Source organism: Micromonospora sp. ATLC20 (assembly GCF_057196585.1).
Genome location: NZ_JBXUOV010000090.1, coordinates 1 through 23,306 on the forward strand (window position 1 = coordinate 1; position 23,306 = coordinate 23,306).

General features: G+C 73.1%; 23 protein-coding genes and 1 pseudogene. 3 read left to right on the forward strand and 21 right to left on the reverse strand.

The window, feature by feature from the left end:
• The 14 genes from AC2CHG_RS19030 to pyrR form a co-directional block, all read right to left on the reverse strand.
• Positions 1-1,319 (reverse strand): primosomal protein N' family DNA-binding protein (locus tag AC2CHG_RS19030; RefSeq protein ID WP_484525266.1); only part of this gene is annotated, 1,319 nt, incomplete at its 3' end.
• Between the two features lie 59 nt (positions 1,320-1,378).
• Complete coding sequence (metK, locus tag AC2CHG_RS19035; protein ID WP_262015716.1) at positions 1,379-2,569, reverse strand: methionine adenosyltransferase; 1,191 nt, start codon at positions 2,567-2,569, stop codon at positions 1,379-1,381.
• A gap of 97 nt (positions 2,570-2,666) precedes the next feature.
• On the reverse strand, positions 2,667-3,875 hold the full coding sequence (gene coaBC, locus AC2CHG_RS19040) for a bifunctional phosphopantothenoylcysteine decarboxylase/phosphopantothenate--cysteine ligase CoaBC (protein ID WP_135239431.1): 1,209 nt from the start codon (positions 3,873-3,875) through the stop codon (positions 2,667-2,669).
• Between the two features lie 14 nt (positions 3,876-3,889).
• Entirely contained in the window at positions 3,890-4,156 is a 267-nt protein-coding gene (gene rpoZ, locus AC2CHG_RS19045) for a DNA-directed RNA polymerase subunit omega (RefSeq protein ID WP_013285517.1), read from the reverse strand.
• Between the two features lie 3 nt (positions 4,157-4,159).
• Positions 4,160-4,711 carry a nucleoside/nucleotide kinase family protein gene (locus AC2CHG_RS19050; protein ID WP_355510011.1) on the reverse strand — a complete coding sequence of 184 codons (552 nt, stop codon included), beginning with the start codon at positions 4,709-4,711 and terminating at the stop codon, positions 4,160-4,162.
• A 25-nt stretch (positions 4,712-4,736) separates the two neighbouring features.
• Positions 4,737-5,054 (reverse strand): integration host factor, actinobacterial type, encoded by a 318-nt coding sequence (gene mihF / locus AC2CHG_RS19055; RefSeq protein WP_013285515.1) that lies wholly within the window; start codon positions 5,052-5,054, stop codon positions 4,737-4,739.
• A gap of 175 nt (positions 5,055-5,229) precedes the next feature.
• Positions 5,230-6,069 carry an orotidine-5'-phosphate decarboxylase gene (pyrF, locus tag AC2CHG_RS19060; protein ID WP_366619369.1) on the reverse strand — a complete coding sequence of 280 codons (840 nt, stop codon included), beginning with the start codon at positions 6,067-6,069 and terminating at the stop codon, positions 5,230-5,232.
• An 87-nt stretch (positions 6,070-6,156) separates the two neighbouring features.
• The gene (locus AC2CHG_RS19065) at positions 6,157-7,431 is read right to left on the reverse strand and encodes an adenosylmethionine--8-amino-7-oxononanoate transaminase (RefSeq protein WP_484525267.1); all 1,275 of its coding nucleotides are present in this window, start codon (positions 7,429-7,431) and stop codon (positions 6,157-6,159) included.
• Positions 7,432-7,631: 200 nt separating this feature from the next.
• A complete protein-coding gene (locus AC2CHG_RS19070) occupies positions 7,632-8,648 on the reverse strand; it encodes a quinone-dependent dihydroorotate dehydrogenase (protein WP_484525268.1) in 1,017 nt (338 codons plus the stop codon).
• 148 nt (positions 8,649-8,796) lie between these two features.
• On the reverse strand, positions 8,797-12,144 hold the full coding sequence (gene carB / locus AC2CHG_RS19075) for a carbamoyl-phosphate synthase large subunit (RefSeq protein ID WP_355510023.1): 3,348 nt from the start codon (positions 12,142-12,144) through the stop codon (positions 8,797-8,799).
• Positions 12,137-13,279 (reverse strand): glutamine-hydrolyzing carbamoyl-phosphate synthase small subunit, encoded by a 1,143-nt coding sequence (gene carA, locus AC2CHG_RS19080; RefSeq protein ID WP_484525269.1) that lies wholly within the window; start codon positions 13,277-13,279, stop codon positions 12,137-12,139. Before carA ends, carB begins: the two co-directional genes overlap by 8 nt.
• 55 nt (positions 13,280-13,334) lie before the next feature.
• Positions 13,335-14,612: a dihydroorotase gene (locus AC2CHG_RS19085; RefSeq protein WP_262015725.1), complete on the reverse strand. Its 1,278-nt coding sequence runs from the start codon at positions 14,610-14,612 to the stop codon at positions 13,335-13,337.
• Positions 14,609-15,535, reverse strand: a complete 927-nt coding sequence (locus AC2CHG_RS19090) for an aspartate carbamoyltransferase catalytic subunit (RefSeq protein ID WP_366619362.1) — start codon at positions 15,533-15,535, stop codon at positions 14,609-14,611. The genes AC2CHG_RS19085 and AC2CHG_RS19090 overlap by 4 nt, the downstream gene beginning before the upstream one ends.
• Positions 15,532-16,116 (reverse strand): bifunctional pyr operon transcriptional regulator/uracil phosphoribosyltransferase PyrR, encoded by a 585-nt coding sequence (pyrR, locus tag AC2CHG_RS19095; RefSeq protein WP_262015727.1) that lies wholly within the window; start codon positions 16,114-16,116, stop codon positions 15,532-15,534. The genes AC2CHG_RS19090 and pyrR overlap by 4 nt, the downstream gene beginning before the upstream one ends.
• Before the next feature lie 286 nt (positions 16,117-16,402).
• Here pyrR and bldD point away from each other — a divergent pair, with 286 nt between their 5' ends.
• Entirely contained in the window at positions 16,403-16,891 is a 489-nt protein-coding gene (gene bldD / locus AC2CHG_RS19100; protein WP_013285505.1) for a transcriptional regulator BldD, read from the forward strand.
• Between the two features lie 61 nt (positions 16,892-16,952).
• Here the strand turns inward: bldD and nusB are convergent, their stop codons facing one another.
• From nusB to aroB, 4 genes are read right to left on the reverse strand one after another with little or no spacing between them, the layout of a single operon-like run.
• Positions 16,953-17,363, reverse strand: a complete 411-nt coding sequence (gene nusB / locus AC2CHG_RS19105; protein ID WP_199733039.1) for a transcription antitermination factor NusB — start codon at positions 17,361-17,363, stop codon at positions 16,953-16,955.
• Between the two features lie 23 nt (positions 17,364-17,386).
• Positions 17,387-17,944 carry an elongation factor P gene (efp, locus tag AC2CHG_RS19110; RefSeq protein WP_013285503.1) on the reverse strand — a complete coding sequence of 186 codons (558 nt, stop codon included), beginning with the start codon at positions 17,942-17,944 and terminating at the stop codon, positions 17,387-17,389.
• A gap of 41 nt (positions 17,945-17,985) precedes the next feature.
• A complete protein-coding gene (gene aroQ / locus AC2CHG_RS19115) occupies positions 17,986-18,435 on the reverse strand; it encodes a type II 3-dehydroquinate dehydratase (protein WP_262015728.1) in 450 nt (149 codons plus the stop codon).
• Entirely contained in the window at positions 18,432-19,508 is a 1,077-nt protein-coding gene (gene aroB / locus AC2CHG_RS19120) for a 3-dehydroquinate synthase (protein WP_262015729.1), read from the reverse strand. The genes aroQ and aroB overlap by 4 nt, the downstream gene beginning before the upstream one ends.
• A 92-nt stretch (positions 19,509-19,600) precedes the next feature.
• Here aroB and AC2CHG_RS19125 point away from each other — a divergent pair, with 92 nt between their 5' ends.
• Both AC2CHG_RS19125 and AC2CHG_RS19130 read left to right on the forward strand, forming a co-directional pair.
• A complete protein-coding gene (locus AC2CHG_RS19125) occupies positions 19,601-20,143 on the forward strand; it encodes a DUF2243 domain-containing protein (protein ID WP_366619352.1) in 543 nt (180 codons plus the stop codon).
• The gene (locus AC2CHG_RS19130) at positions 20,140-20,928 is read left to right on the forward strand and encodes a cytochrome c oxidase assembly protein (protein ID WP_484525270.1); all 789 of its coding nucleotides are present in this window, start codon (positions 20,140-20,142) and stop codon (positions 20,926-20,928) included. The genes AC2CHG_RS19125 and AC2CHG_RS19130 overlap by 4 nt, the downstream gene beginning before the upstream one ends.
• Positions 20,929-21,160: 232 nt before the next feature.
• On the opposite strand, the gene AC2CHG_RS19135 is transcribed toward AC2CHG_RS19130, so the two are convergent.
• From AC2CHG_RS19135 to AC2CHG_RS19145, 3 genes and pseudogenes are all read right to left on the reverse strand, one after another.
• Entirely contained in the window at positions 21,161-21,670 is a 510-nt protein-coding gene (locus AC2CHG_RS19135; RefSeq protein WP_262015732.1) for a shikimate kinase, read from the reverse strand.
• Positions 21,667-22,845, reverse strand: a complete 1,179-nt coding sequence (aroC, locus tag AC2CHG_RS19140) for a chorismate synthase (protein WP_043330334.1) — start codon at positions 22,843-22,845, stop codon at positions 21,667-21,669. Before aroC ends, AC2CHG_RS19135 begins: the two co-directional genes overlap by 4 nt.
• 158 nt (positions 22,846-23,003) lie before the next feature.
• Positions 23,004-23,306, reverse strand: a pseudogene (locus AC2CHG_RS19145) (shikimate dehydrogenase); the annotation flags it as partial.

The following is a 23,306-nucleotide window of genomic DNA, read 5'->3' on the forward strand; positions in this document are numbered from 1 at the left end:
GGGCAGGCGTACGCGGCGGCCACCCGGCCGCACCAGCGGCAGGCGGGCGTGCCCTGCGCCGACGGCAGCGCGAGCGGCCCGGCGCAGTGCGGGCAGCGGGCCGGGGCACGGCAGTCGGCGCAGGCCACCGACGGCACGTACCCGCGGCGCGGCACCTGCACCAGCACCGGCAGGTCCGCGCGCAGCGCGTCCCGGGCGGTGGTCCAGGCCAGGCTCGGCAGCCGCGCCGAGGCCGCGCCGGGGTCGCGGGCCAGTTGCGGGTCGTCGCCGGTGGGGGCCAGGGCCGGGGTACGCGCGCGCACCACCGCCCGGTCGGCCACCACCTCGCGCGCCCAGCCGGTCTCCACCAGCAACTGCGCCTCGGCGGTCCGGGCGTACCCGCCGACCAGCGCGGCGATGTCGCCGAGCTGCGCCCGGGTGAGCAGCACGTCGCGGGCGTGCGGGTAGGGCGCGCGCGGTTCGGCGTGCAGGTCGTCGCCGTCGTCCCAGATCGCCACCAGGCCGAGCCGCCGCACCGGGGCGAACATCGCCGCCCGGGTGCCGATCACCACGTCCACCTCGCCCGTGCGGGCGGTGAGGAAGGCCCGGTAGCGGCGGGCCGGACCGTCGGCGGCGGTGAGCCGGACGTGCCGCCCCGCGCCGAGCACCGCGGTCAGGGCGGCGTCGAGGCGGTCCAGGTCGCGGGCGTCGGCCACCACGACCACCGCGCCCCGGCCGCCGGCCACCGTGGCGGCGACCGCGTCGGCGTACCTGTCGGCCCAGTCCTCCCCCGGCAACGCCGACCAGACCGCGCGGGCGGGCTTGCCGTCGGTGAGCGCGCGCAGCAGCGCCGGACCGGCCGGGTAGTCCCGCCAGCCGCGCGGGTCCACCTCCGCCCGGCCACCCGGCCGGGCGTCTGCGTCGGCGGCCTCGGCCGGTACGCCGTCGGACGCGGTGCCGTCCGCCGAGGCGGGACTGCCGTCGGGCGCGGGCGCGTCGGTGGCCGGCGCGTCGGCGGCGGTGACGGCCTTCTCGGCGCGGGCGTGCCGGGGCGGCACCGCCAGCCGCAGCACGTCGGCGAGACTGCCGGCGTACCTGTCGGCGACCGCGCGGGCCAGCCGGGCCACCTCCGGGGAGAGCACCGGCACCGGGGAGACGACCTTCTCCAGGTACGCGAGCTTCGGGTGCTCGGACGACTCGGCGCGCTCCAGCAGCCAGCCGTCGACGAGCTGCCCGGCGAAGCGCACCTTCACCCGCACCCCGGGCCGGGCGTCGGCGTCGAGCGCCTCCGGCACCAGGTAGTCGAACGGGCGGTCGAGGTGCGGCAGCGGCACGTCCACGCAGACGCGCGCGACCGGCGACCCCGGTGCGGGTCGCCGGTCGCGGCGCGTGGTGGTGGTCAGGCTCCCGCGGCCGACTTGAGGTCGGCGGCCCGGTCGGTGCCCTCCCAGGTCAGCTCCGGCAGCTCCCGGCCGAAGTGGCCGTACGCGGCGGTCTGCTGGTAGATCGGGCGCAGCAGGTGCAGGTCCCGGATGATGGCGGCTGGCCGCAGGTCGAACACCTCGGCCACGGCCTTCTCGATCGAGGCCACCGGCACGGTCTCGGTGCCGAACGTCTCGATGAACAGGCTCACCGGGTGCGCCTTGCCGATCGCGTACGCGACCTGCGCCTCGCACCGCTCGGCCAGCCCGGCGGCCACGACGTTCTTGGCGACCCAGCGCATCGCGTACGCGGCCGACCGGTCGACCTTCGACGGGTCCTTGCCGGAAAACGCGCCGCCGCCGTGCCGGGCGTACCCGCCGTACGTGTCCACGATGATCTTCCGGCCGGTCAGGCCGGCGTCACCCATCGGGCCGCCGATCTCGAACCGCCCGGTCGGGTTGACCAGCAGCCGGTAGCCCTCGGTGTCCAGGCCGAGGCCCTCCAGCTCCGGGGCGATGACGTGGTCGCGGATGTCCGGGGTGAGCAGCGACTCCAGCGAGATGTCCGCGGCGTGCTGGCTGGACACGACGACGGTGTCGAGCCGGACCGGGCGCAGCCCGTCGTACTCGATGGTGACCTGGGTCTTGCCGTCCGGCCGCAGGTACGGAATCGTGCCGTCCTTGCGGACCGCGGCGAGGCGGCGGGCCAGCCGGTGCGCCAGCGCGATCGGCAGCGGCATCAGCTCGGGCGTCTCGGAGCAGGCGAAGCCGAACATCATGCCCTGGTCACCGGCGCCCTGCGCGTCCAGCGCGCTCTCCGACCCGCCGGTACGCAGCTCGAAGGCGTTGTCGACGCCCTGGGCGATGTCCGGCGACTGCGCGCCGATGGACACGCTGACGCCGCAGGACGCGCCGTCGAAGCCCTTCTTCGACGAGTCGTAGCCGATGCCGAGGATGGTCTCGCGGACGATGGTCGGGATGTCGGCGTACGCCTTGGTGGTCACCTCGCCGGCCACGTGCACCTGACCGGTGGTGATCAACGTCTCCACCGCGACCCGGCTGTGCGGGTCCTGGGCGAGCAGGGCGTCGAGAATGCCGTCACTGATCTGGTCGGCGATCTTGTCCGGGTGGCCCTCCGTGACCGATTCGGACGTGAAGAGACGTGTCACGGCACTCCTAAGCATGTGAAGACTTTTAAAGGTCGCTCGGCGGCAGTTTAGTCACCGTCGTTCCGCCGTGACCCGATGAACGCGGGTCGACCAACCGTCAGGAACGTGACGGCAGCCGCGGACAGACGAGGTCCCAGACGGCGTCGGCCAGGGCCTCCTTGGGCTGCTCGGGCAGCCGGTGCACGGCACCGTCGGCACCGATCACGGTGGCCGCGTTGGTGTCGGCGCCGAAGACCTTGTCCACGCCGACTTCGTTGACCACGATCATGTCGGCCCCCTTGCGGGCCAGCTTGGCCCGGCCGTTGGCCTCCGCGTCGTCGGTCTCGGCCGCGAAGATCACCAGCACCTGCCCGGGACGGCGGACGCGCCCCAGCTCGGCGGCGATGTCCGGGTTGGTGACCAGCTCGATGGTCGGCGCGACGCCGTCGTCGGACTTCTTGATCTTCCCGCTGGCGTAGCTGGCGGGCCGGAAGTCGGCGGGCGCGGCGGCCATCACCACGGCGTCCGCGTCGGCTGCCGCGGCGAGCGTGGCGGCGCGCAGTTCCTCGGTCGTGCCCACCCGGACCAGGTCCACCCCGGCCGGGTCGGGCAGCGCCACGTTGGCCGCGACGAGCGTGACCCGGGCGCCCCGGGCGACGGCGGCGCGGGCGAACGCGTACCCCTGCTTGCCGGACGACCGGTTGCCCAGGAACCGGACCGGGTCCAACGGCTCGCGGGTGCCCCCGGCGGTGACCACCACGTGCCGGCCGGCCAGGTCCGCCTCGGCCTCGACGCCGCGGGCCAGGGCCCGGCGGGCCACCGCGAAGATCTCCGCCGGGTCGGGCAGCCGGCCCTTGCCGGTGTCCCGCCCGGTGAGCCGGCCCACCGCCGGCTCGATCACGCGGACGCCGCGCGAGCGCAGCGTGGCCACGTTCGCCACGGTCGCCGGGTGCTCCCACATCTCGGTGTGCATGGCCGGGGCCAGCAGCACCGGGCAGCGCGCGGTCAGCAGCGTGTTGGTGAGCAGGTCGTCGGCGAGGCCGTGGGCGGCCTTGGCGAGCAGGTCGGCGGTGGCCGGTGCGACCACGACCAGGTCGGCGTGCTGCCCGAGCCGCACGTGCGGCACCTCGTGCACGTCGGACCAGACGTCGTCGGCGACCGGCCGGCCGGACAGGGCCGCCCAGGTCGGCGCCCCGACGAAGCGGAGCGCCGAGGCGGTCGGCACCACCCGGACCCGGTGACCCGACTCGGTGAAGAGCCGGAGCAGCTCACACGCCTTGTAGGCGGCGATGCCGCCGCCGACCCCGAGGACGATCTCGGCGGGCATCGGCGCGGGCGCGGTTACGGCTGGTCGGTCGGCTCGGCGGTGAGCAGGCCCGCGTTGATCTCGCGCATGGCGATGGAGAGCGGCTTCTCCTGCGGGGTGGTCTCCACCAGCGGGCCGACGTACTCCAGGAGACCCTCACCGAGCTGGCTGTAGTAGGCGTTCACCTGCCGGGCGCGCTTGGCGGCGAAGATGACCAGCGCGTACTTCGAGGTGGTCTTCTCGAGCAGCTCGTCGATCGGCGGGTTGGTGATGCCCTCGGGGTTGGTGGCGATGGATCCCACGAATTAAACCTCTGCGTCTCGTGCGCCGCCCGCGGGCGGTCGGGCCGGAGCCAGGAAGGACGAACCGAGCAATCCTACCAGCTCCGCCGCGGCGCGCTCGGTGTGGTCGTGTGCCACGGCGTGGGCGAAGACGGCCGCGACGTCCGGGTCCGCCCGGTACGCCGGCGGCGCGAGCAGCACCAGCCGGGCGCCGGGCGCCGCCGCCCGAACCGCCAGGGCGCCGCCCAGGTCCAGCGGCAGCAGCACCGGCCGGCCCTCGGCGAGCCGCGTCCGCACCCCGGCCCGGGGCACCCCCCGGCGGTACGGCCCGATCCGGCACCACTCCAGCAGCTCCCCGGCGGCGATCAGCCGGTCGAAGCCGGGCGCGTCGAGGAAGACGCGGTCGACGCCGTCGCGCTCGTCCGGACGGGGTGGGCGGGTGGTGGCGACCACCGGCACCCAGACAGACGCAAGGCGCGCCCGGACCGCCTCGACGACACTGCTCCGGCCGGCCCCGGAGGGACCGGACAGGACAGTGAGCCGAGCCGCCGAGCGCGCCTCGTCATCCGTGCTCACCGCTTGTTTCTACACGGCGGGCCGTTCAGTTGGCGGCGAACTCTCCGAGCAGAGCCTTGCGCTGCTGCTCGCCGAGGCCGCGCAGGCGACGGCTGTCGGCGATCTTGAGCTTCTCCATGATCTGGGTGGCCCGGATCTTGCCGATGCCCGGCATCGCCTGGAGCACGGCCGAAACCTTCAGCTTGCCCACGACGTCGTCGGACTCGGCCCGCTCGAGGACGGTGGCGAGGGTGGTCTTGCCCTGCTTGAGCTGCTCCTTCAGCTCAGCGCGGGCCTTGCGGATCTCCGCGGCCTTCTCCAGCGCGGCAGCGCGCTGCTCGGGGGTCAGTGACGGGAGCGGCACCAGTTCTCCTCAGGTCCCTAGTACGGCGGGCTGAGCGCCCCACCGCATCTGTGAAACGTGGTGTCGCTGGCAACCAAAGGGGTCCGTGGTTCCCAGCGCGGGGAAAACTAGCGGTCAACGGAGATTTCGGCAACGTGGACGCGCGATGATCAACCCAAAGTGACCGAGCCGTCAGTCAGCCCGCCGCGCCCAGGGCGGCCCGGCAGTCGGCCAGCACCCGCTCGGTGGCGGCCCGCAGGTCGGCCGGGTCGGGGCCCGCGCCGAGCACCTCCCGGGAGTACGAGGGAAGCACCGACGGCAGCGCGGCGCCGAACACGGTGCGCAACCCGGCGGGCGTTCCACCCTGTGCGCCCAGCCCCGGCGCGAGCAGCGGACCGTTCACCGAGTCCAGATCGTGACCCGTCTCACCGATCGTCGCCCCGACCACCAGCCCGAAACTGCCGAGTGGTTCCGCACCCCTGTTGAGCTGGGAAATCTCGTCGATCACGGTCTGCGCGACGGTGCGCCCGTCGGCGCCCACGGCGCGCTGCACGGAGGCACCCTCCGGGTTGGAGGTGAGCGCCAGGACGAAGACCCCGCCGCCGTGCTCGGCGGCGGTGGAGAACATCGGGGCGAGCGAACCTACTCCCAGGTAGGGGCTCGCGGTGACCGCGTCGACATACAGAGGGCTGGATGGATCGAGGTACGCCGACGCGTACGCGGCGACCGTCGAGCCGATGTCGCCGCGCTTCACGTCAAGCAGAGTGAGCGCTCCCAAATCTCGCAACTGTCGGATAGTTGACTCAAGCACACCGACACCGCGGGCGCCGAAGCGCTCGAAGAACGCCGACTGCGGCTTCACCACGGCGACCCGGTCACCGATCGCCTCCACCACCGTGCGGCAGAACCGCTCCAGGCCCGCCACGTCGTCGGACAGGCCCCAGGCGGTCAGCAACCCGGGGTGCGGGTCGATGCCCACGCAGAGCGGCCCTCGTTCCGCCACAGCCCGGTGCAGGCGGGCGCCGAACGTCTCCATCACGTCTCTCCCTCTCCCGGCGGCTTCGGGCCGCCTGGCGTGTCCGGCGACGGGCCTTCCGTCGCGCCCTGTCGTATCCGGCCGGGCTCAGCCGGCCTTGACCGCCGCGGCCACTCCGGCCGCGATCCGCGCCACGTCCGCGGCGTCGCAGACGTACGGCGGCATCGTGTAGACGAGATCCCGGAACGGGCGCAGCCACACCCCCTCGGCGACCGCCGCGGCGGTCGCCCGGGGCAGGTCCACCTCGTGGTCGAGCTGCACCACCCCGATCGCGCCGAGCACGCGGACGTCGGCCACGCCGGGCGCATCCCGCAGCGGCTCCAGACCGGCCCGCAGGCCCTCGACGATGCCCGCCACGCGTCCCGCCCAGTCCCCGGCCCGCAGCAGGTCCAGGGAGGCGTTGGCGACGGCGCAGGCGAGCGGGTTGCCCATGAACGTCGGCCCGTGCGCCAGCACCCCGTCGGCGGAGATCGCCCGCGCCACCTCGGGCGTGCACAGCGCCGCGGCGAGCGTCAGGTACCCGCCGGTGAGCGCCTTGCCGACGCAGAGCACGTCCGGTGCGACACCGGCGTGCTCGGCGGCGAACATCCGGCCGGTCCGGCCGAAGCCGGTGGCGATCTCGTCGAACACCAGCAGGATGCCGTGCCGGCTGGTCACCTCGCGCAGCACGCGAAGGTAGTGCGGGTGGTGGAACCGCATCCCGCCGGCACCCTGGACCACCGGCTCCACGATCACCGCGGCCAGCTCGTCGGCGTGCCGCTCCACCGCGTCCACCAGCGCCGCCTCGTACGCCGGGTCCGGTACCGCGTCGAAGCCGGGCGGCGGCACCGGTGCGAACACCTGCCGGGGCAGCACGTCGCCCCAGAGGTGGTGCATGCCGCCCTCCGGGTCGCACACGCTCATCGGGTGGAACGTGTCGCCGTGGTAGCCGCCCCGCCAGGTGCCCAGCCGGCGACGCTGCGGGCGTCCCCGGGCACGCTGGTACTGCAGGCACATCTTCACCGCGACCTCGACGCTGACCGAGCCGGAGTCGGCCAGGAAGACGTGTTCCAGGCCGTCCGGGGTCAGCTCGACGAGCGTGCGCGCCAGGCGTACCGCGGGCTCGTGGGTGAGCCCGCCGAACATCACGTGGCTCATCCGGCCGAGCTGGTCGGTCACCGCGGCGTCGAGCGCCGGGTGCCGGTAGCCGTGGATCGCCGCCCACCACGACGACATGCCGTCGACCAGTTCCCGCCCGTCCGCCAGCCGCAGCCGCACCCCCGCGGCGCTCTCGACCACGTACGGCGCGCCGGCGGGAGGCATCGCGGCGTACGGGTGCCACACGTGCCGCCGGTCGGCTTCCAGAATCTCCTCAGGCGTCACGTCTCCTCCTCCTCCACCCCTCCCTCCCACCCTCCCCTCCCCTGCTCCCCCTCCCCCGCTCTCCCCCCGCGATCTTGCAGTTGGTGCCCCGGCTACGCCCGGAATGGGCGGTGTGCCGGGGCCGAAAGTGCAAGATCGTGCGGGTGCGGGGGTGGGGGTGGGTGCGAGGGTGGGGGGGTGGGGTGGGTGGGGTGGGTGGGTCAGGGTCGGGGGGCTCGGGTTGTTATGGCGCGGGTCAGGGCGGGGCCGCGGTAGATGAAGCCGGTGTAGAGCTGGAGCAGGGCGGCGCCGGCGTCGAACATGCGTGTCGCGTCGTCCGGGTGCAGGATGCCGCCCACGCCGATCACCGGCAGCCGGCCGCTGGTCTCCCGGTGCACGAACGCGACCATCTCCCGGGCCCGGGCGGTGAGCGGCCGGCCGGACAGCCCGCCGGCCTCGGCGGCGCGCTCCCGGTCGGCCGGGGCGAGCCCGTCGCGGGCGAGCGTGGTGTTCGTGGCGATGACCCCGGCCGCGCCCCGGTCGAGGCACACCTCCAGCAGCTCGGCCACGGCCGGCTCGGTGAGGTCCGGGGCGATCTTCACCAGCACCGGCTTCTCCCCCACCAGCGCGGCGAGCAGGGCGTCCAGATGTGATCGGTCCTGAAGCGACCGCAGCCCGGGAGTGTTCGGTGAGGACACGTTGACCGCGAAGTAGTCGCCGTGGTCCTTGAGCGCCCGGTACGAGGCGAGGTAGTCGTCGACCGCCTCGTCCAGCGGGGTCACCTTGGACTTGCCGAGCGAGATGCCCAGCGGCACGCCGAGCGGGCGCGGCAACGCGGCCAGCCGGTCCGCCAGCGCCTCGGCACCGGCGTTGTTGAAGCCCATCCGGTTGATCACGGCTTCGCTGTCGCGCAGCCGGAACAGCCGGGGCCGGGGGTTGCCCGGCTGGGCGTGCGCGGTCACGGTGCCGACCTCGACGAAGCCGAAGCCCAGCGCCGGCCAGGCCGGCAACGCGAGTCCGTTCTTGTCCATCCCGGCGGCCAGCCCCACCGGGTTGGGGAAGCGCACCCCGAACACGGTGCGCTGCGCCGACCGGAAGTACGCCGCGCGCAGCGCCGCGAGGACCGCCGGCCGGCGGGACACCGCGGCCAGCCGCGCCAGCGTCCACTCGTGCGCCCCCTCGGCGTCCCCGCCCGCGAGCGAGAACAACCGGGGCCGCACCACCTTCTCGAAGATCACGCCGCGCCCCCTCGCCCGGCCCGCCCGGTCCCCCCGGCTTCCCCGGCCTCCCCGACTTCCCCGGCTTCCCCGTTGATCATGAGGTTGGCGGCGATGTGGATCTTTGAATCCGCCGCCAACCTCATGATCGGCGCGTTCAGGCGCGCTGTCACTCGCCCGCCCGCAGGGCGGCGTGCAGGTCCTGCAGAGGGCGGACCTTCAGGTCGCCGCGGATGCGGGCCTCGATGCCCATGACCGCGGCGGCGGCGCCGGGAACCGTGGTGACGCACGGGATGTCCACGCTCACCGCCGCGCTGCGGATCTCGTACCCGTCGGAACGGGCGCTCGCGCCGGAGCCCTGCGGCGTGTTCACCACCAGCGCCACGTCGCCGCCGAGGATCAGCGAGACCGCGTCCGCGCCCTCCCCCGACTCGTAGTGCTTACGGATCTGCTCGCAGGCGATGCCGTGCCGGCGCAGCACCTCGGCCGTGCCGGTGGTGGCCACGATCTCGAAGCCCAGGTCGGCCAGGCGCTTGATCGGGAAGATCATGCCGCGCTTGTCCCGGTTGGCGACCGAGACGAAGATCTTCCCGGCGGTGGGCAGCGACCCGTACGCGGCGGCCTGCGACTTGGCGAACGCCTGCCCGAAGCCGGTGTCGATGCCCATCACCTCGCCGGTGGACTTCATCTCCGGGCCGAGCAGCACGTCGATGCCCTTGCCGGACGGGGTGCGGAACCGCTTGAACGGCAGCACCGCCTCCTTGACGGCGATCGGCGCGTCGGCCGGCATGGTGCCGCCGTCGCCGGTGGGCGGCAGCATCCCCTCGGCGCGCAACTGCGCGACGGTGGCGCCGAGCGCGATCCGGGCCGCCGCCTTCGCCAGCGGCACCGCGGTGGCCTTCGAGACGAACGGTACGGTCCGGGAGGCGCGCGGGTTGGCCTCCAGCACGTAGAGCATGTCGCCCTGCAGCGCGTACTGAACGTTCAGCAGGCCGCGCACCCCGATGCCGCGGGCGATCTGCTCGGTGTAGTGCCGCACCTGGGCCAGGTGCGAGCCGGCCAGGGTGATCGGCGGCAGCGCGCACGACGAGTCGCCGGAGTGGATGCCGGCCTCCTCGATGTGCTCCATCACGCCGCCCAGGTAGACGTCGCCGTCGGCGTCCACGAGCGCGTCCACGTCGATCTCGATGGCGTCGTCCAGGAACCGGTCCACCAGCACCGGGCGGTCCGGCGAGATGGCGGTGGCCCGGCCGATGTAGTCGCGCAGCGTGGCGTCGTCGTACACGATCTCCATGCCGCGCCCGCCGAGCACGTACGACGGGCGGACCAGCACCGGGTACCCGATCTCGTCGGCGATCGCCTTCGCCTCGTCGTACGAGGTGGCCATGCCGTGCGCGGGCGCGCGCAGCCCGGCCCGGGCCAGCACCGCGCCGAACGCGCCGCGCTCCTCGGCCAGGTGGATCGACTCCGGGGAGGTGCCCACGATCGGCACGCCGGCGTTCTTGAGCCGCTGCGCCAGGCCCAGCGGGGTCTGCCCGCCGAGCTGCACGATCACCCCGATGACGCCGGGGCCACCCGCCTCCTTGCCGGAGGAGTCCTCGGCATGCCAGACCTCCAGCACGTCCTCGAACGTCAGCGGCTCGAAGTAGAGCCGGTCGGCGGTGTCGTAGTCGGTGGAGACGGTCTCCGGGTTGCAGTTGACCATGACGGTCTCGTAGTCCACGTCCCGCAACGCTTGTACCGCGTGCACACACGAGTAGTCGAACTCGATGCCCTGACCGATCCGGTTCGGCCCGGAGCCCAGGATGAGCACCTTCGGCCGTGCCGAGGGCGCCACCTCGGTCTCCGAGTCGTACGTCGAGTAGTGGTACGGCGTGGTCGCCTCGAACTCGGCCGCGCAGGTGTCCACCGTCTTGTAGACCGGCCGGACGCCGAGACGGTGCCGCAGCGTCCGGACGCCGTCCTCGGCGGCCAGCTCGGGACGCAGCGCGGCGAGCTGCCGGTCGGAGAGGCCGGCCCGCTTGGCGCGGCGCAGCAGTGCGGCGTCGAGCACCGGCGCGTCCACGATCTCGGCGCGCAGCTCGACCAGCGAGGCGATCTGGTCCAGGAACCACGGGTCCATGCCGCCGGAGGCCTCGGACACCTCGGCGATCGACGCGCCGAGGCGCAGCGCCCGCTCGACCGTGTAGAGCCGGCCGTCGTGCGGCGTGCGCAGCGCCGCGAGGGTGTTCTCCTTCGTCGCGCCCTCCGGGTCCGGAGTGGTCCAGAAACCGGATGACTTGGTCTCCATCGAGCGCATCGCCTTGTTCAGCGCCTCGGTGAAGTTGCGGCCCAGGCTCATCGCCTCGCCCACCGACTTCATCGTGGTGGTCAGCTCCGGGTCGGCGCCGGGGAACTTCTCGAACGCGAACCGGGGGATCTTCACCACCACGTAGTCGAGCGTCGGCTCGAACGCCGCGGGCGTCTTCAGCGTGATGTCGTTGGGGATCTCGTCGAGCGTGTAGCCGATGGCGAGCTTCGCGGCGATCTTCGCGATCGGGAAGCCGGTGGCCTTCGACGCCAGCGCCGAGGAACGCGACACCCGCGGGTTCATCTCGATCACGACGATCCGGCCGTCGGCCGGGTTCACCGCGAACTGGATGTTGCAGCCGCCGGTGTCCACACCGACCTCGCGCAGCACCGCGATGCCGAGGTCACGCAGCCGCTGGTACTCCCGGTCGGTGAGCGTCATCGACGGGGCGACGGTGACGCTGTCGCCGGTGTGCACGCCCATCGGGTCGACGTTCTCGATCGAGCAGACCACCACCACGTTGTCGTGGCGGTCGCGCATCAGTTCGAGCTCGTACTCCTTCCAGCCGAGCACGCTCTCCTCGATGAGCACCTCGTGCACCGGGCTGGCCGCCAGGCCGGACCCGGCGATGCGCTCCAGGTCCTCGTCGGTGTGCGCCATCCCGGAACCGAGGCCGCCCATGGTGAACGACGGCCGGATGACCACCGGCAGGCCCAGGTCGGCGACCGTCTCGCGGACCTCGTCCATCGAGTGGCAGACCCGCGACCGCGGCACCAGCGCCGACGGATCGTCCAGGCCCAGCCGTACGCCGGCCTTCGCGACGATCTCCTTGAACAGCTGCCGGTCCTCGCCCCGGTTGATCGCCTCGATGTTCGCGCCGATCAGCTCGACGCCGTACTTCTCCAGCACGCCCGCCTCGTGCAGGGCGACAGCGGTGTTCAGCGCGGTCTGCCCGCCGAGCGTCGGCAGCAGCGCGTCGGGGCGCTCCTTGGCGATGACCAGCTCGACGAACTCACGCGTGATCGGCTCGACGTACGTGGCGTCGGCGAACTCCGGGTCCGTCATGATCGTCGCCGGGTTCGAGTTGACCAGGCTGACCCGGATCCCCTCGCTGCGCAGCACCCGGCAGGCCTGGGTGCCGGAGTAGTCGAACTCGCAGGCCTGTCCGATCACGATCGGCCCGGAGCCGATCACCAGGACGTGCTTGAGGTCGGTCCGCTTAGGCATTCTTTCCGCCTTCGATCAGTTCGGCGAAGCGGTCGAAGAGGTAGTCCGCGTCGTGCGGGCCGGCCGCCGCCTCCGGGTGGTACTGGACGGTGAAGGCGGGCACGTCCACGGCCCGCAGCCCCTCGACCACGTTGTCATTGAGGCAGACGTGTGACACCTGGACACCGCCGAACTCGGTCTGGATCACCTGATCCGGCACCACGGCGCCGTCCCCGGCACCCGGCACCTGCACCGCGAAGCCGTGGTTGTGGCTTGTCACCTCGACCTTGCCGGTGGCCCGGTCGAGCACCGGCTGGTTGATGCCGCGGTGGCCGTACCCCAGCTTGTAGGTGCCGAAGCCGAGCGCCCGGCCGAGGATCTGGCTGCCGAAGCAGATGCCGAACAGCGGGATCCGCCGGGCCAGCACCTCCCGGGCCAGCGCCACCGGGCCGTCGGCGGTCGCCGGGTCGCCCGGGCCGGGTGAGAAGAAGACAGCGTCCGCGCCGGTCGCGAGCAGGTCCTCGATCGTCGACCCGGCGGGCAGCACGTGGGTGGTGACGCCGCGGGCGGCGAGCCGGCGCGGCACGTTGCGCTTGATGCCCAGGTCCACCGCGGCCACCGTGAACCGGTGCTCGCCCTGCGCCTGCACGACGTACGGCTTGGCGGTGGTCACCTCGTCGGACAGGTTCGCACCGACCATCTGCGGCGAGCGGCGGACCCGCTCCAGCAGGGCGGCCGGGTCGTCCTCGACGCTGGAGATGCCGACCCGCATCGCACCGCGCTCGCGCAGGTGCCGGGTCAGCGCCCGGGTGTCCACGCCGCTGATGCCGACGACGCCCTCGGCGGCGAGCCGGTCCTCCAGGCCGCCGGTGGCCCGCCAGTTGGAGCTGATCCGGGCCGGGTCGCGCACCACGTACCCGGCCACCCAGATCCGGTCGGACTCGTCGTCGGAACCGTTGACGCCGGTGTTGCCGATGTGCGGCGCGGTCTGCACCACCACCTGCCGGTGGTACGAGGGGTCGGTGAGCGTCTCCTGGTAGCCGGTCATGCCGGTGTTGAAGACCGCCTCGCCGAAGGTCTCCCCGACGCTGCCGTACGCCTCACCGTGGAACGTGCGCCCGTCCTCGAGGACGAGAATTGCAGGCCGTCGCCTCACTGTGCCCGCCTTTCGTTCGCGACTGCGGGACTCCGCTCCGCTGCGTTCCTCGCGCTCACTTAACAGCCTTTCCGTCCAGGACCGTCGGCTCGCCGCGCAGGAAGGTCGCCACGATGCGACCCGGCAGCGTCATGCGGGCGTACGGGGTGTTGCGACTGCGACTGGCCAGCTCCGCCGGTTCGATGACGCGGCGGACGGCCGGGTCGACAAGGGTCAGGTTGGCCGGTACGCCGGGCGCCGGGTCGAGGCCGTGCCCGGTCAGCCCGGCGATCCGGGCCGGCGTGCGGGACATCCGCTCGGCGATCAGGTCCCAGCGGGGGCCGAACACGTCGAGCGCGATCGACAGCGCCGTCTCCAGGCCGAGCATGCCCGGCCGGGCGTACGCCCACTCGCACTCCTTGTCCTCCACGGCGTGCGGCGCGTGGTCGGTGGCGATGATGTCGATCACGCCCTCGGCCAGCGCCTCCCGCAGCGCGGCGATGTCGGCGGCAGTACGCAGCGGCGGGTTGACCTTGAAGACCGGGTCGTAGCTCTCCGCCTTGGCGTCGGTCAGCAGCAGGTGGTGCGGCGTCACCTCGGCGGTGACCCGTACCCCGCGCGCCTTGGCCTGGCGCAGCACCTCGACGCTGCCGGCGGTGGAGACGTGGCAGACGTGCAGGCGGCTGCCGACGTGCTCGGCGAGCAGCACGTCCCGGGCGATGATCGCCTCCTCGGCGACGGCCGGCCAGCCGGTCAGGCCGAGGCGGGTGGACACCTCGCCCTCGTGCATCTGCGCGCCCTCGGTGAGCCGGGGCTCCTCGGCGTGCTGGGCGATCACGCCGTCGAACGCCTTGACGTACTCCAGCGCCCGGCGCATCAGCCGCGGGTCGGACACGCAGTGGCCGTCGTCGGAGAAGATCCGCACCGCGGCGGCGGAGTCGGCCATCGCGCCCAGCTCGGCCAGGCGCTCGCCGGCCAGCCCGACGGTGACCGCGCCGATCGGCTGCACGTCGACCAGGCCGGCCTCCCGGCCGAGCCGCCAGACCTGCTCGACCACGCCCGCGGTGTCGGCGACCGGCGAGGTGTTCGCCATCGCGCACACCGCCGTGTAGCCGCCGAGCGCCGCCGCCCGGGAGCCGGACTCGACCGTCTCGGCGTCCTCCCGGCCGGGCTCGCGCAGGTGGGTGTGCAGGTCGACCAGGCCGGGCAGCGCGACCAGGCCGGTCGCGTCGATGACTGTGGCGTCGTCCGCGGCGAGCCCGCGGCCCGTCCCGGCCACCACGCCGTCGCGGATGAGCAGGTCGGTCGGCTCGCCGCCGACCACACTGACGCCTGTGATGAGGTACGCGGTCACCGGTTGTTCCCTCCGAGCAGCAGGTAGAGCACGGCCATCCGCACGGAGACCCCGTTGGCGACCTGTTCGACGATGGTGGAGCGGGGCGAGTCGGCCACCTCGGGCGTGATCTCCATGCCCCGGTTCATCGGTCCGGGGTGCATGACGATCGCGTGTTCGGGCAGCCGGCGCATGCGCGGCCCGTCGAGCCCGTAGCGGCGGGCGTACTCGCGGGCCGACGGGAAGTAGGAGTCACCCATCCGCTCGCGCTGCACCCGCAGCATCATCACCACGTCCACACCTGGGAGAACGGTGTCGAGGTCGTAACAGACGTCGGTGCCGGGCGCCAGGGCGGCGGCGATGTCGACCGGGATGAGCGTGGGCGGGCCGACCAGGGTGACCTTCGCGCCGAGCGTGGACAGCAGCAGCACGTTCGAGCGGGCCACCCGGGAGTGCAGCACGTCGCCGACGATCGCCACGTGCAGGCCGTCGAGCCGGCCCAGCCGGGCCCGCATCGTGTACGCGTCGAGCAGCGCCTGGGTGGGGTGCTCGTGGGTGCCGTCACCGGCGTTTACGACCGACCCGTCGACCCACTCGGCGAGCCGGTGCGGTGCGCCGGAGGCGGGGTGCCGGACGACCACCGCGTCCGCGCCCATCGCCTGGAGCGTGAGCGCGGTGTCCTTCAGGCTCTCCCCCTTGGCCACGCTGGAGCCCTTGGCGGAGAAGTTGATCACGTCGGCGCTGAGCCGCTTGGCGGCCGCCTCGAACGAGATCCGGGTCCGGGTGGAGTCCTCGTAGAAGAGGTTGACCACGGTGCGCCCGCGCAGCGCGGGCAGCTTCTTGACCTCACGCCCGGCCACCGTCGCCATCTCCGCGGCGGTGTCCAGGACCAGGGTGGCGGTGCCGGCGTCCAGGTCGGCGCCGGAGAGCAGGTGCCGGATCATGCGAGCGAACCCCCGTACAACTTGACCTCGTCGGCGCCGTCGGTCTCGGCGAGGGTGACCTTGACGTTCTCGGCCAGCGCGGTGGGGATGTTCTTGCCGACGTAGTCGGCGCGGATCGGCAGCTGGCGGTGGCCGCGGTCGACCAGGACCGCGAGCTGCACGGACGCCGGGCGGCCGACGTCGCTGAGCGCGTCCAGCGCGGCCCGCACGGTGCGGCCGGAGAACAGCACGTCGTCGACGAGGATCACCCGCTTGCCGTCGATCCCGCCGGGCGGCAGGTCGGTCGGGCCGACCGCGCGGGTGGCGTGCCGGCGCAGATCGTCGCGGTAGAGCGTGATGTCGAGCACGCCGACCGGGACGGTGACGTCCTCGAAGGTGCTGATCCGGGCCGCCAGGCGGTGGGCCAGCGGCACGCCCCGGGTGGGGATGCCCAGCAGCACGGTGTCGGCGGCGCCCTGGGTCTTCTCCAGGATCTGGTGGGCGATGCGGTCGACCACCCGCGACACGTCCGCTGCGGCGAGGATCACCTTCACCGAGGGTTGTCGCGGCGGCGACGAGTGGGCAGCCGGTGGGTAGGCCACGGCGGACCTCCTTCCCCGCCTCACGGGACGGGTCGTTAAAGGACGTCTGGTCTGCTCCGGCCGGCCCGCGCGGGGCCCGGACCGGGGCTTCACGCCACGTTACCAGCGGTCACCGGGCTGCCCGCCGCCGGTCCTGACCTGCTGGTCAGCCCGGAGAAATGGGGACAAGCCACACGTGGGTGCCGGACCTCGTGGACGGCAACACTTGACCACTTGTCGCAATCCCCGTACCGTCACGCTCCGTAGCGATAGCTCGGAGAACCCGAACAGCACTGGGAGTGTCCGAATGCCCTCTGAATACGCCAAGTCGCTGGGCGCCCGCCTGCGCTCCATCCGCCAGCAGCAGGGCCTGTCCCTGCAGGGGGTGGAGGAGAAGTCGAACGGGCGGTGGAAGGCCGTGGTGGTCGGCTCGTACGAGCGCGGCGACCGCGCCGTCACCGTGTCCCGCCTGGCGGAGCTGGCCGACTTCTACCGCGTTCCCGTCTCGGAGCTGCTGCCCGACGGCAGCGGGGTGCGTCACGAGCCCACCAGCAAGATCGTGCTGGACCTGGAGCGGCTCTACGACGAGGCCTCCGAGGACCTCGCGTACGTGGCCCGCTACGCGCGCGCCATCCAGCAGCAGCGCGGCGACTACAACGGCCGGGTGCTCTCGATCCGTGCCGACGACCTGCGCGCCCTCGCGATCGTCTACGACGCCTCGCCGTCGGGCCTGATCGAGCGGCTGACCGAGCACGGCGTGCTGGTCGCCGACCCGCGGGCGTTCTTCGCCTCCTGACACCCCCGTACGACGAAGGGCCCGTGCCGGTCGGCACGGGCCCTTCCGTCGTCGCTGCGCGTCAGCGCGAGGCGTACTCGGCGATCCGGCCGAGGATGCCGTTGAGGAAGCGGGGCGAGTCGTCTGTCGACATCTGCCGGGCCAGCTCGACGGCCTCGCTGATCGCCACCGCGTCGTCGATCTCGTCGACGTAGAGCAGCTCGTACACGGCGATCCGGGCCAGGTTGCGGTCGACCACCGGCATGCGCTCCAGCGTCCACCCCTCGGCGTAGCTGGCGATCGTCTCGTCGATCCGGTCGAGGTGCGCCGCCACGCCCTCGACCAGCCCGACCGCGTAGCCGAGGTGGTCGGGGCGCGGCTGCTCGATCCGTTCCAGGTAACCGGCGAGCACCTCGACCGGCGGGCGGTCCCGCAGGTCGGCCTCGAAGAGCACGTCCAGCGCCCGCTTGCGCGCCTTGCGGCGCGCCGGCATCTGCTGCTTGGGGCCCTCGGCCATCAGGCTCGGCCGAGGTAACGGCCGTCGCGGGTGTCGACCTTGATCTTCTCACCGGTGGTGATGAACAGCGGCACCTGCACTGTGGCGCCGGTCTCGACGGTGGCCGGCTTGTTGCCGCCGGTCGACCGGTCGCCCTGCAGGCCCGGCTCGGTGTAGGTGACCTCGAGCACGACCGAGGTCGGCAGCTCGATGTACAGCGGCACGCTCTCGTGGGTGGCGACGGTCGCCTCGGCCTCGGGGAGGAGGTAGTTGGCGGCCTCGCCGACGGTGCCGCCGGGGACGGTGATCTGGTCGAACGTCTCCAGATCCATGAAGACGTAGTCCTCGCCGTCGGCGTACAGGTACTGCATGGTGCGCTTGTCCACGGTCGCGGTCTCGACCTTGGTGCCCGCGTTGAAGGTCTTGTCGACCACCTTGCCGGACAGCACGTTCTTCAGCGTGGTGCGCACGAAGGCACCACCCTTACCGGGCTTGACGTGCTGGAACTCGACGACGGCCCACAGCTCGCCGTCCAGGTTGAGTACCAGGCCGTTCTTCAGGTCGTTGGTGGTGGCCATTTCCTGCCTTGATCATCAATTGGCGGACAGACCGTCCAAGTCTACTCGCTCTGTCGAATCGGACTCGCACGCTGAGCCAGGTGGTGCAGTGCCAGCCGGTAGCCGTCCACGCCCAGGCCGCAGATCACGCCGGTCGCCACCGCGGAGACCACCGAGTGGTGCCGGAACTCCTCCCGGGCGTGGATGTTGGAGATGTGCACCTCGACCAGCGGGCCGCGCAGCATGGCGCAGGCGTCCCGCACCGCGACCGAGTAGTGCGACCAGGCCGCCGGGTTCAGCACCACCGCCGCCGCCTCGTCGGCCGCCTCGTGCAGCCAGGCCAGCATCTCGTGCTCGGCGTCGGTCTGCCGGACCACCACGTCCAGGCCCAGCTCCCGGCCGTGCCGCTCGCAGTCGGCCACGAGCTGGGCGTAGCTGGTCACCCCGTACACGTCGACCTGGCGGGTGCCGAGCCGGCCCAGGTTCGGCCCGTTGAGCACGTACACCCTCACGAGCTGATCTCCGCGTACGCGGCGGCGAGCAGGTCGTCCGACGGCGCCTCCAGGATCGCCGGGCGGGCGAGCCCGTCGAGCACCACGAACCGCAACCGGCTGCCCCGGGCCTTCTTGTCCACCCGCATCGCGGCGAGCAGTTCCGGCCAGGCGTCGGCCCGGTAGCCGGTGGGCAGGTCGAGCGCGGTCAGCACCCGGCGGTGCCGCTGCGCGTCGGCCGCGTCGAGGCGACCGGCGAGCCGGGCCAGCGTGGCGGCGTAGACCAGGCCGACCGCCACGGCGTGACCGTGCCGCCAGCGGTAGCCCTCCACCTTCTCGATCGCGTGGGCGAGGGTGTGCCCGTAGTTGAGCACCTCGCGTACCCCGGACTCGCGCAGGTCTCCGGCGACCACGTCGGCCTTCACGCGGACCGCGCGCTCGACCAGTTCCCGCAGCACCGGCCCGGCCGGGTCCAGCGCGGCGGCCGGATCCCGCTCGACCAGGTCGAGGATGACCGGGTCGGCGATGAAGCCGCACTTGACCACCTCGGCCATGCCCGCCGCCAGGTCGGCCGGGGGCAGGCTGTCCAGCGTCGCCAGGTCGGCCAGCACGCCGGCCGGCGGATGGAACGCGCCGACCAGGTTCTTGCCGGCGGCGGTGTTGATGCCGGTCTTGCCGCCCACTGCGGCGTCGACCATGCCGAGCAGCGACGTGGCGACCGGCACCCAGCGCACGCCGCGCAGCCAGGTCGCGGCGACGAACCCGGCCAGGTCGGTGACCGCGCCGCCGCCCACGCCGACCACCGCGTCGGTACGGGTGAACCCGGCGTCGCCGAGCCGATCCCAGCAGGCAGCCGCCACGTCGACGTGCTTGCCCGCCTCCGCGTCCGGCACCTCAATCAGCAGCGGCGTCACGCCGCCCTCGCGCACGCCGTCGGCGAGCCGGTCGGCGAGCGCCTTCAGCGGCGGCGCGTGCAGGAAGGCCACCCGCTCGGCGCCCGGCAGCAGCCGGGGCGGCGGGTCCAGCAGGTCACGTCCCACGAGCACGTCGTACGGCCGCTCGCCGCCGACCGGGATCCGGGTCACCTCGTCCATCGCGGGCAGCCTAGTCCAGCGCGCCGCCCTCGCGGGGCGACTGTCCACTGGCTGGGTGTTTGTCCGGCCACCTCGCGGGTAGGGCGGCCGGAATGAGTGAGACGACGGCACACGCGAATCGACCGGAGTCCGCGACGAGCATCCGGCTGCCCGCCACGATCCTCGGCGTCGGGCTCGGTGGCTTCGTCGACGGCATCGTCCTGCACCAGGTCCTCCAGTGGCACCACATGCTCAGCAGCACCGGCAGCGACCGCATCGGTGTACGCGAGTACCCGGTGGACACCGTGACCGGGTTGCAGATGAACACGCTCTGGGACGGCCTGTTCCACGTGGTCACCTGGGTGGCGGTACTGACCGGCCTGGCGCTGCTCTACTCCCGGGTCACACACTCCCGGGGCCGGCTGTGGCGCTCGCCGATGCTGTGGGGCTGGGCGCTGATCGGCTGGGGCCTGTTCAACCTGGTCGAGGGCGTCATCGACCACCACCTGCTCGGCATCCACCACGTCCGCGGCGGCCCGAACCAGCTCTGGTGGGATCTCGGGTTCCTCGCCCTGGGCCTGGTGCTGATCGCTGTGGGCTGGGCGATCCAGCGCCGGGCCCGCGCGGTGGACCTCTGCGCGCCGGAGCGCCGGTGAGCCTGGCCCACGCCGGGCACACCGACGGCGGCTTCCCGGTGACCGCGCTGATCCCGGTGGTGCTGTTCTGGGCGTACCTGGCCGCCGCGCTGCGGCTGCGCGACCCCGGCGGGCCGGGCTGGCCGCACGCCCGCACGGCGAGCTTCGGTCTGGGCGCGCTGCTGCTGGTGACCGGGCTGCTCTGGCCGGCCGGCGACTTCGTCGGGCACATGTGGCAGCACCTGCTGATCGGCATGCTCGCGCCGCTGGCGCTGGTGCTCGGCGCCCCGGTCACGCTGCTGCTGCGCACGCTGGACCGGCGTACCGGCCGGGCCCTGGTCCACCTGCTGCGGCACCCGGTCGCGCGGGTGCTCGGCCACCCGGTCACCGGTCTTCTGCTCACCGCGGGCGGGCTCTGGCTGCTCTACCTCACCCCGCTGTACCGGGCCACCCTGGACAACCCCGCCCTGCACACGCTGGTGAACCTGCACTTCCTGCTCAGCGGCTGTCTGTTCGCCTGGTCGATCGCCGGGCCGGACCCGGGACCGCACCGCCCGCGGGTACCGGTGCGGCTGGTGGTGATCGGGGTCGGGGTGGCCGCGCACGCCACCATCGCCCAGCTGCTCTACGCCGGGCTGTTCGTGGACGTGCCGGCCACCGCCGCCGAGCTGCGGGCCGGCGCCACGCTCATGTACTACCTCGGCGACCTGGCCGAGATCGCGCTGGCGCTGGCGCTGCTCGCCACCTGGCGACCCGAACCGGCCCGGCGCCGCCGGACGGCCGGGACCGTCGCCGCAAACGCCTGACCGGCCGGACCTGGCCGACGCGCCTTCTCACCCGCCCACGAAGTTCCACCCACCGACGTCATGCGCGCCGGCTGGAACGCCACGGGTGCCAAGAGGCCGAGGAGACACCCACCACCTTCCACCCACCACGTCATCAGCCGACGAGTGGAACACCACGGGTGTCATAACGCCCCGGAGACACCCACGACGTTCCACCGAGGGAGCCGGGAGCGGTGGGGTGGGGAAGGCGGTGTCAGGGCTTGAGCAGCGCGGCGATCTCCGCGGCCAGCTCCTCCGGGTTACGGCCGTCGGTGACCACCGTCGCAGTCGCCACCTCGGCGTAGAGCGGTCGGCGCTGGTCCATCAGGTGCTTGAGCGTGGCACGCGGGTTCAGCGCGAGCAGCGGCCGGCCGGCGCCGAGACCGACCCGCTTGACCGCGTCGGGCAGCTCCACCGACAGGTGCACCACCGTGTGGCCGATCAGCGCGGCCCGGTTCTCCTCGGCCAGGACCGCGCCGCCGCCGAGCGCGAGCACGCCCGCGTGCGACGCGAGCGCCGCCGCCACGGCGGCCCGTTCGAGGGTACGGAAGTGCTCCTCCCCCTCGTCCACGAAGATCTCCGGGATCGGCTTGCCGGCGAGGTTCTCGATGTCGGCGTCGGTGTCCCGGAAGTCGACACCGAGCGCCTCGGCGAGCGCCGTGCCGACTGTGGTCTTGCCGGAGCCGGGCGCACCGACCAGCACGCAGACCGGCCGGGTACTCATTTGATCACCAGGCTGTCGAGGTAACCGGTCAGGTTGCGGCGCATCTCGGCGACCGAGTCGCCGCCGAACTTCTCCACCGCCGCCTCGGCCAGCACGAGCGCGACCATCGCCTCAGCCACCACGGCCGCCGCCGGCACCGCGCACACGTCGGAGCGCTGGTTGATCGCGGTGGCCGGCTCGCCGGTGGTCACGTCGATCGTCGCGAGGGCCCGGTTCAGCGACGAGATGGGCTTCATGGCCGCCTTCACCCGCAGCGGCTCACCCGTGGTGATGCCGCCCTCCAGGCCACCGGCCCGGTCGGTGATCCGCCGCACGCCGGTGGCGGTGGGCACGATCTCGTCGTGCGCCTCCGAGCCGCGCGAGCGGGCCTGCTGCCAGCCGTCGCCGATCTCCACGCCCTTGATCGCCTGGATCGACATGAGCGCGGTGGCGAGGCGGGCGTCGAGCTTGCGGTCCCACTGGACGTGGCTGCCCAGGCCCGGCGGCACCCCGTACGCGAGCACCTCGACCACGCCACCGAGCGTGTCGGCGGCCTTCTTCGCGGCGTCGACCTCGGCGACCATCCGGGCGCTGGCCTCGGCGTCGAGGCAGCGCAGCGGGTCGGCGTCGATGCGGGCGGCGTCCTCCGGCGTGGGCCGCAGGCCCGGCTTGACCGCCACCGGGCCCAGCTCGACCACGTGGGAGACGATCTCGACGCCGAGCGCCTGGCGGACGAGCGCCTTGGCGACGGTGCCCACCGCGACCCGGGCGGCGGTCTCCCGGGCGCTGGCGCGCTCCAGGATCGGCCGGGCGTCGGTGTGCCCGTACTTCTGCATGCCGGCCAGGTCGGCGTGCCCCGGGCGGGGACGGGTCAGGGGCGCGTTGCGGGCCTGGCTCGCCAGTTCCTCCGGGTCGACCGGGTCGGCGGCCATCACGGTGCGCCACTTGGGCCACTCGGAGTTGCCGACCCGGATCGCCACCGGGCTGCCGAGCGTCACCCCGTGCCGGAGCCCGCCGATGATCTCGACCTCGTCCTGCTCGAACGACATCCGGGCACCCCGGCCGTAGCCGAGCCGGCGCCGGGCCAGCTCGCCGGAGATCTCCCCGGTGGTCACCTCGATGCCGGCGGGTACGCCCTCCAGCATCGCGACGAGGGCGGGTCCGTGCGATTCACCTGCAGTCAGCCAGCGCAACACGACGGTCAGTGTGTCACGCCCGGTGGTCACCGGCGTACGCCGCCCGCCGCATCCCGCCCACCGGACAGGCCACCTCCGCGCGCCGGTCCGCCGCCCGGCGGGTGAGGTGTTAACAGGGGACCCTTCCTCGACCGGAGGCGTCAAGAAGGGGCCCTTCCTTACACCGGCAGCGCGGCGCGCATCGCGGCGCGTGGGGCGGTGACGCCGGTGAACTGCTCGAACTGGCCGAACGCCTGGGCCAGCAGCAGGTCAAGCCCGGAGACCACCCGGCACCCGGCAGTCAGCGCCGCCGCCGCGAGCGGCGTCGGCCACGGGTCGTAGACCACGTCGAAGAAGACGGACTCCGGCCGCCAGTCGAAGTTGTCCGCGAGGGGGTCGGCGACGCCCTTCGGCACCGTGGAGATCACCAGATCGGCGCGGGCGTGGGCGGGGGCGCCGTCCCACTCGGCCCCGGCCAGCGG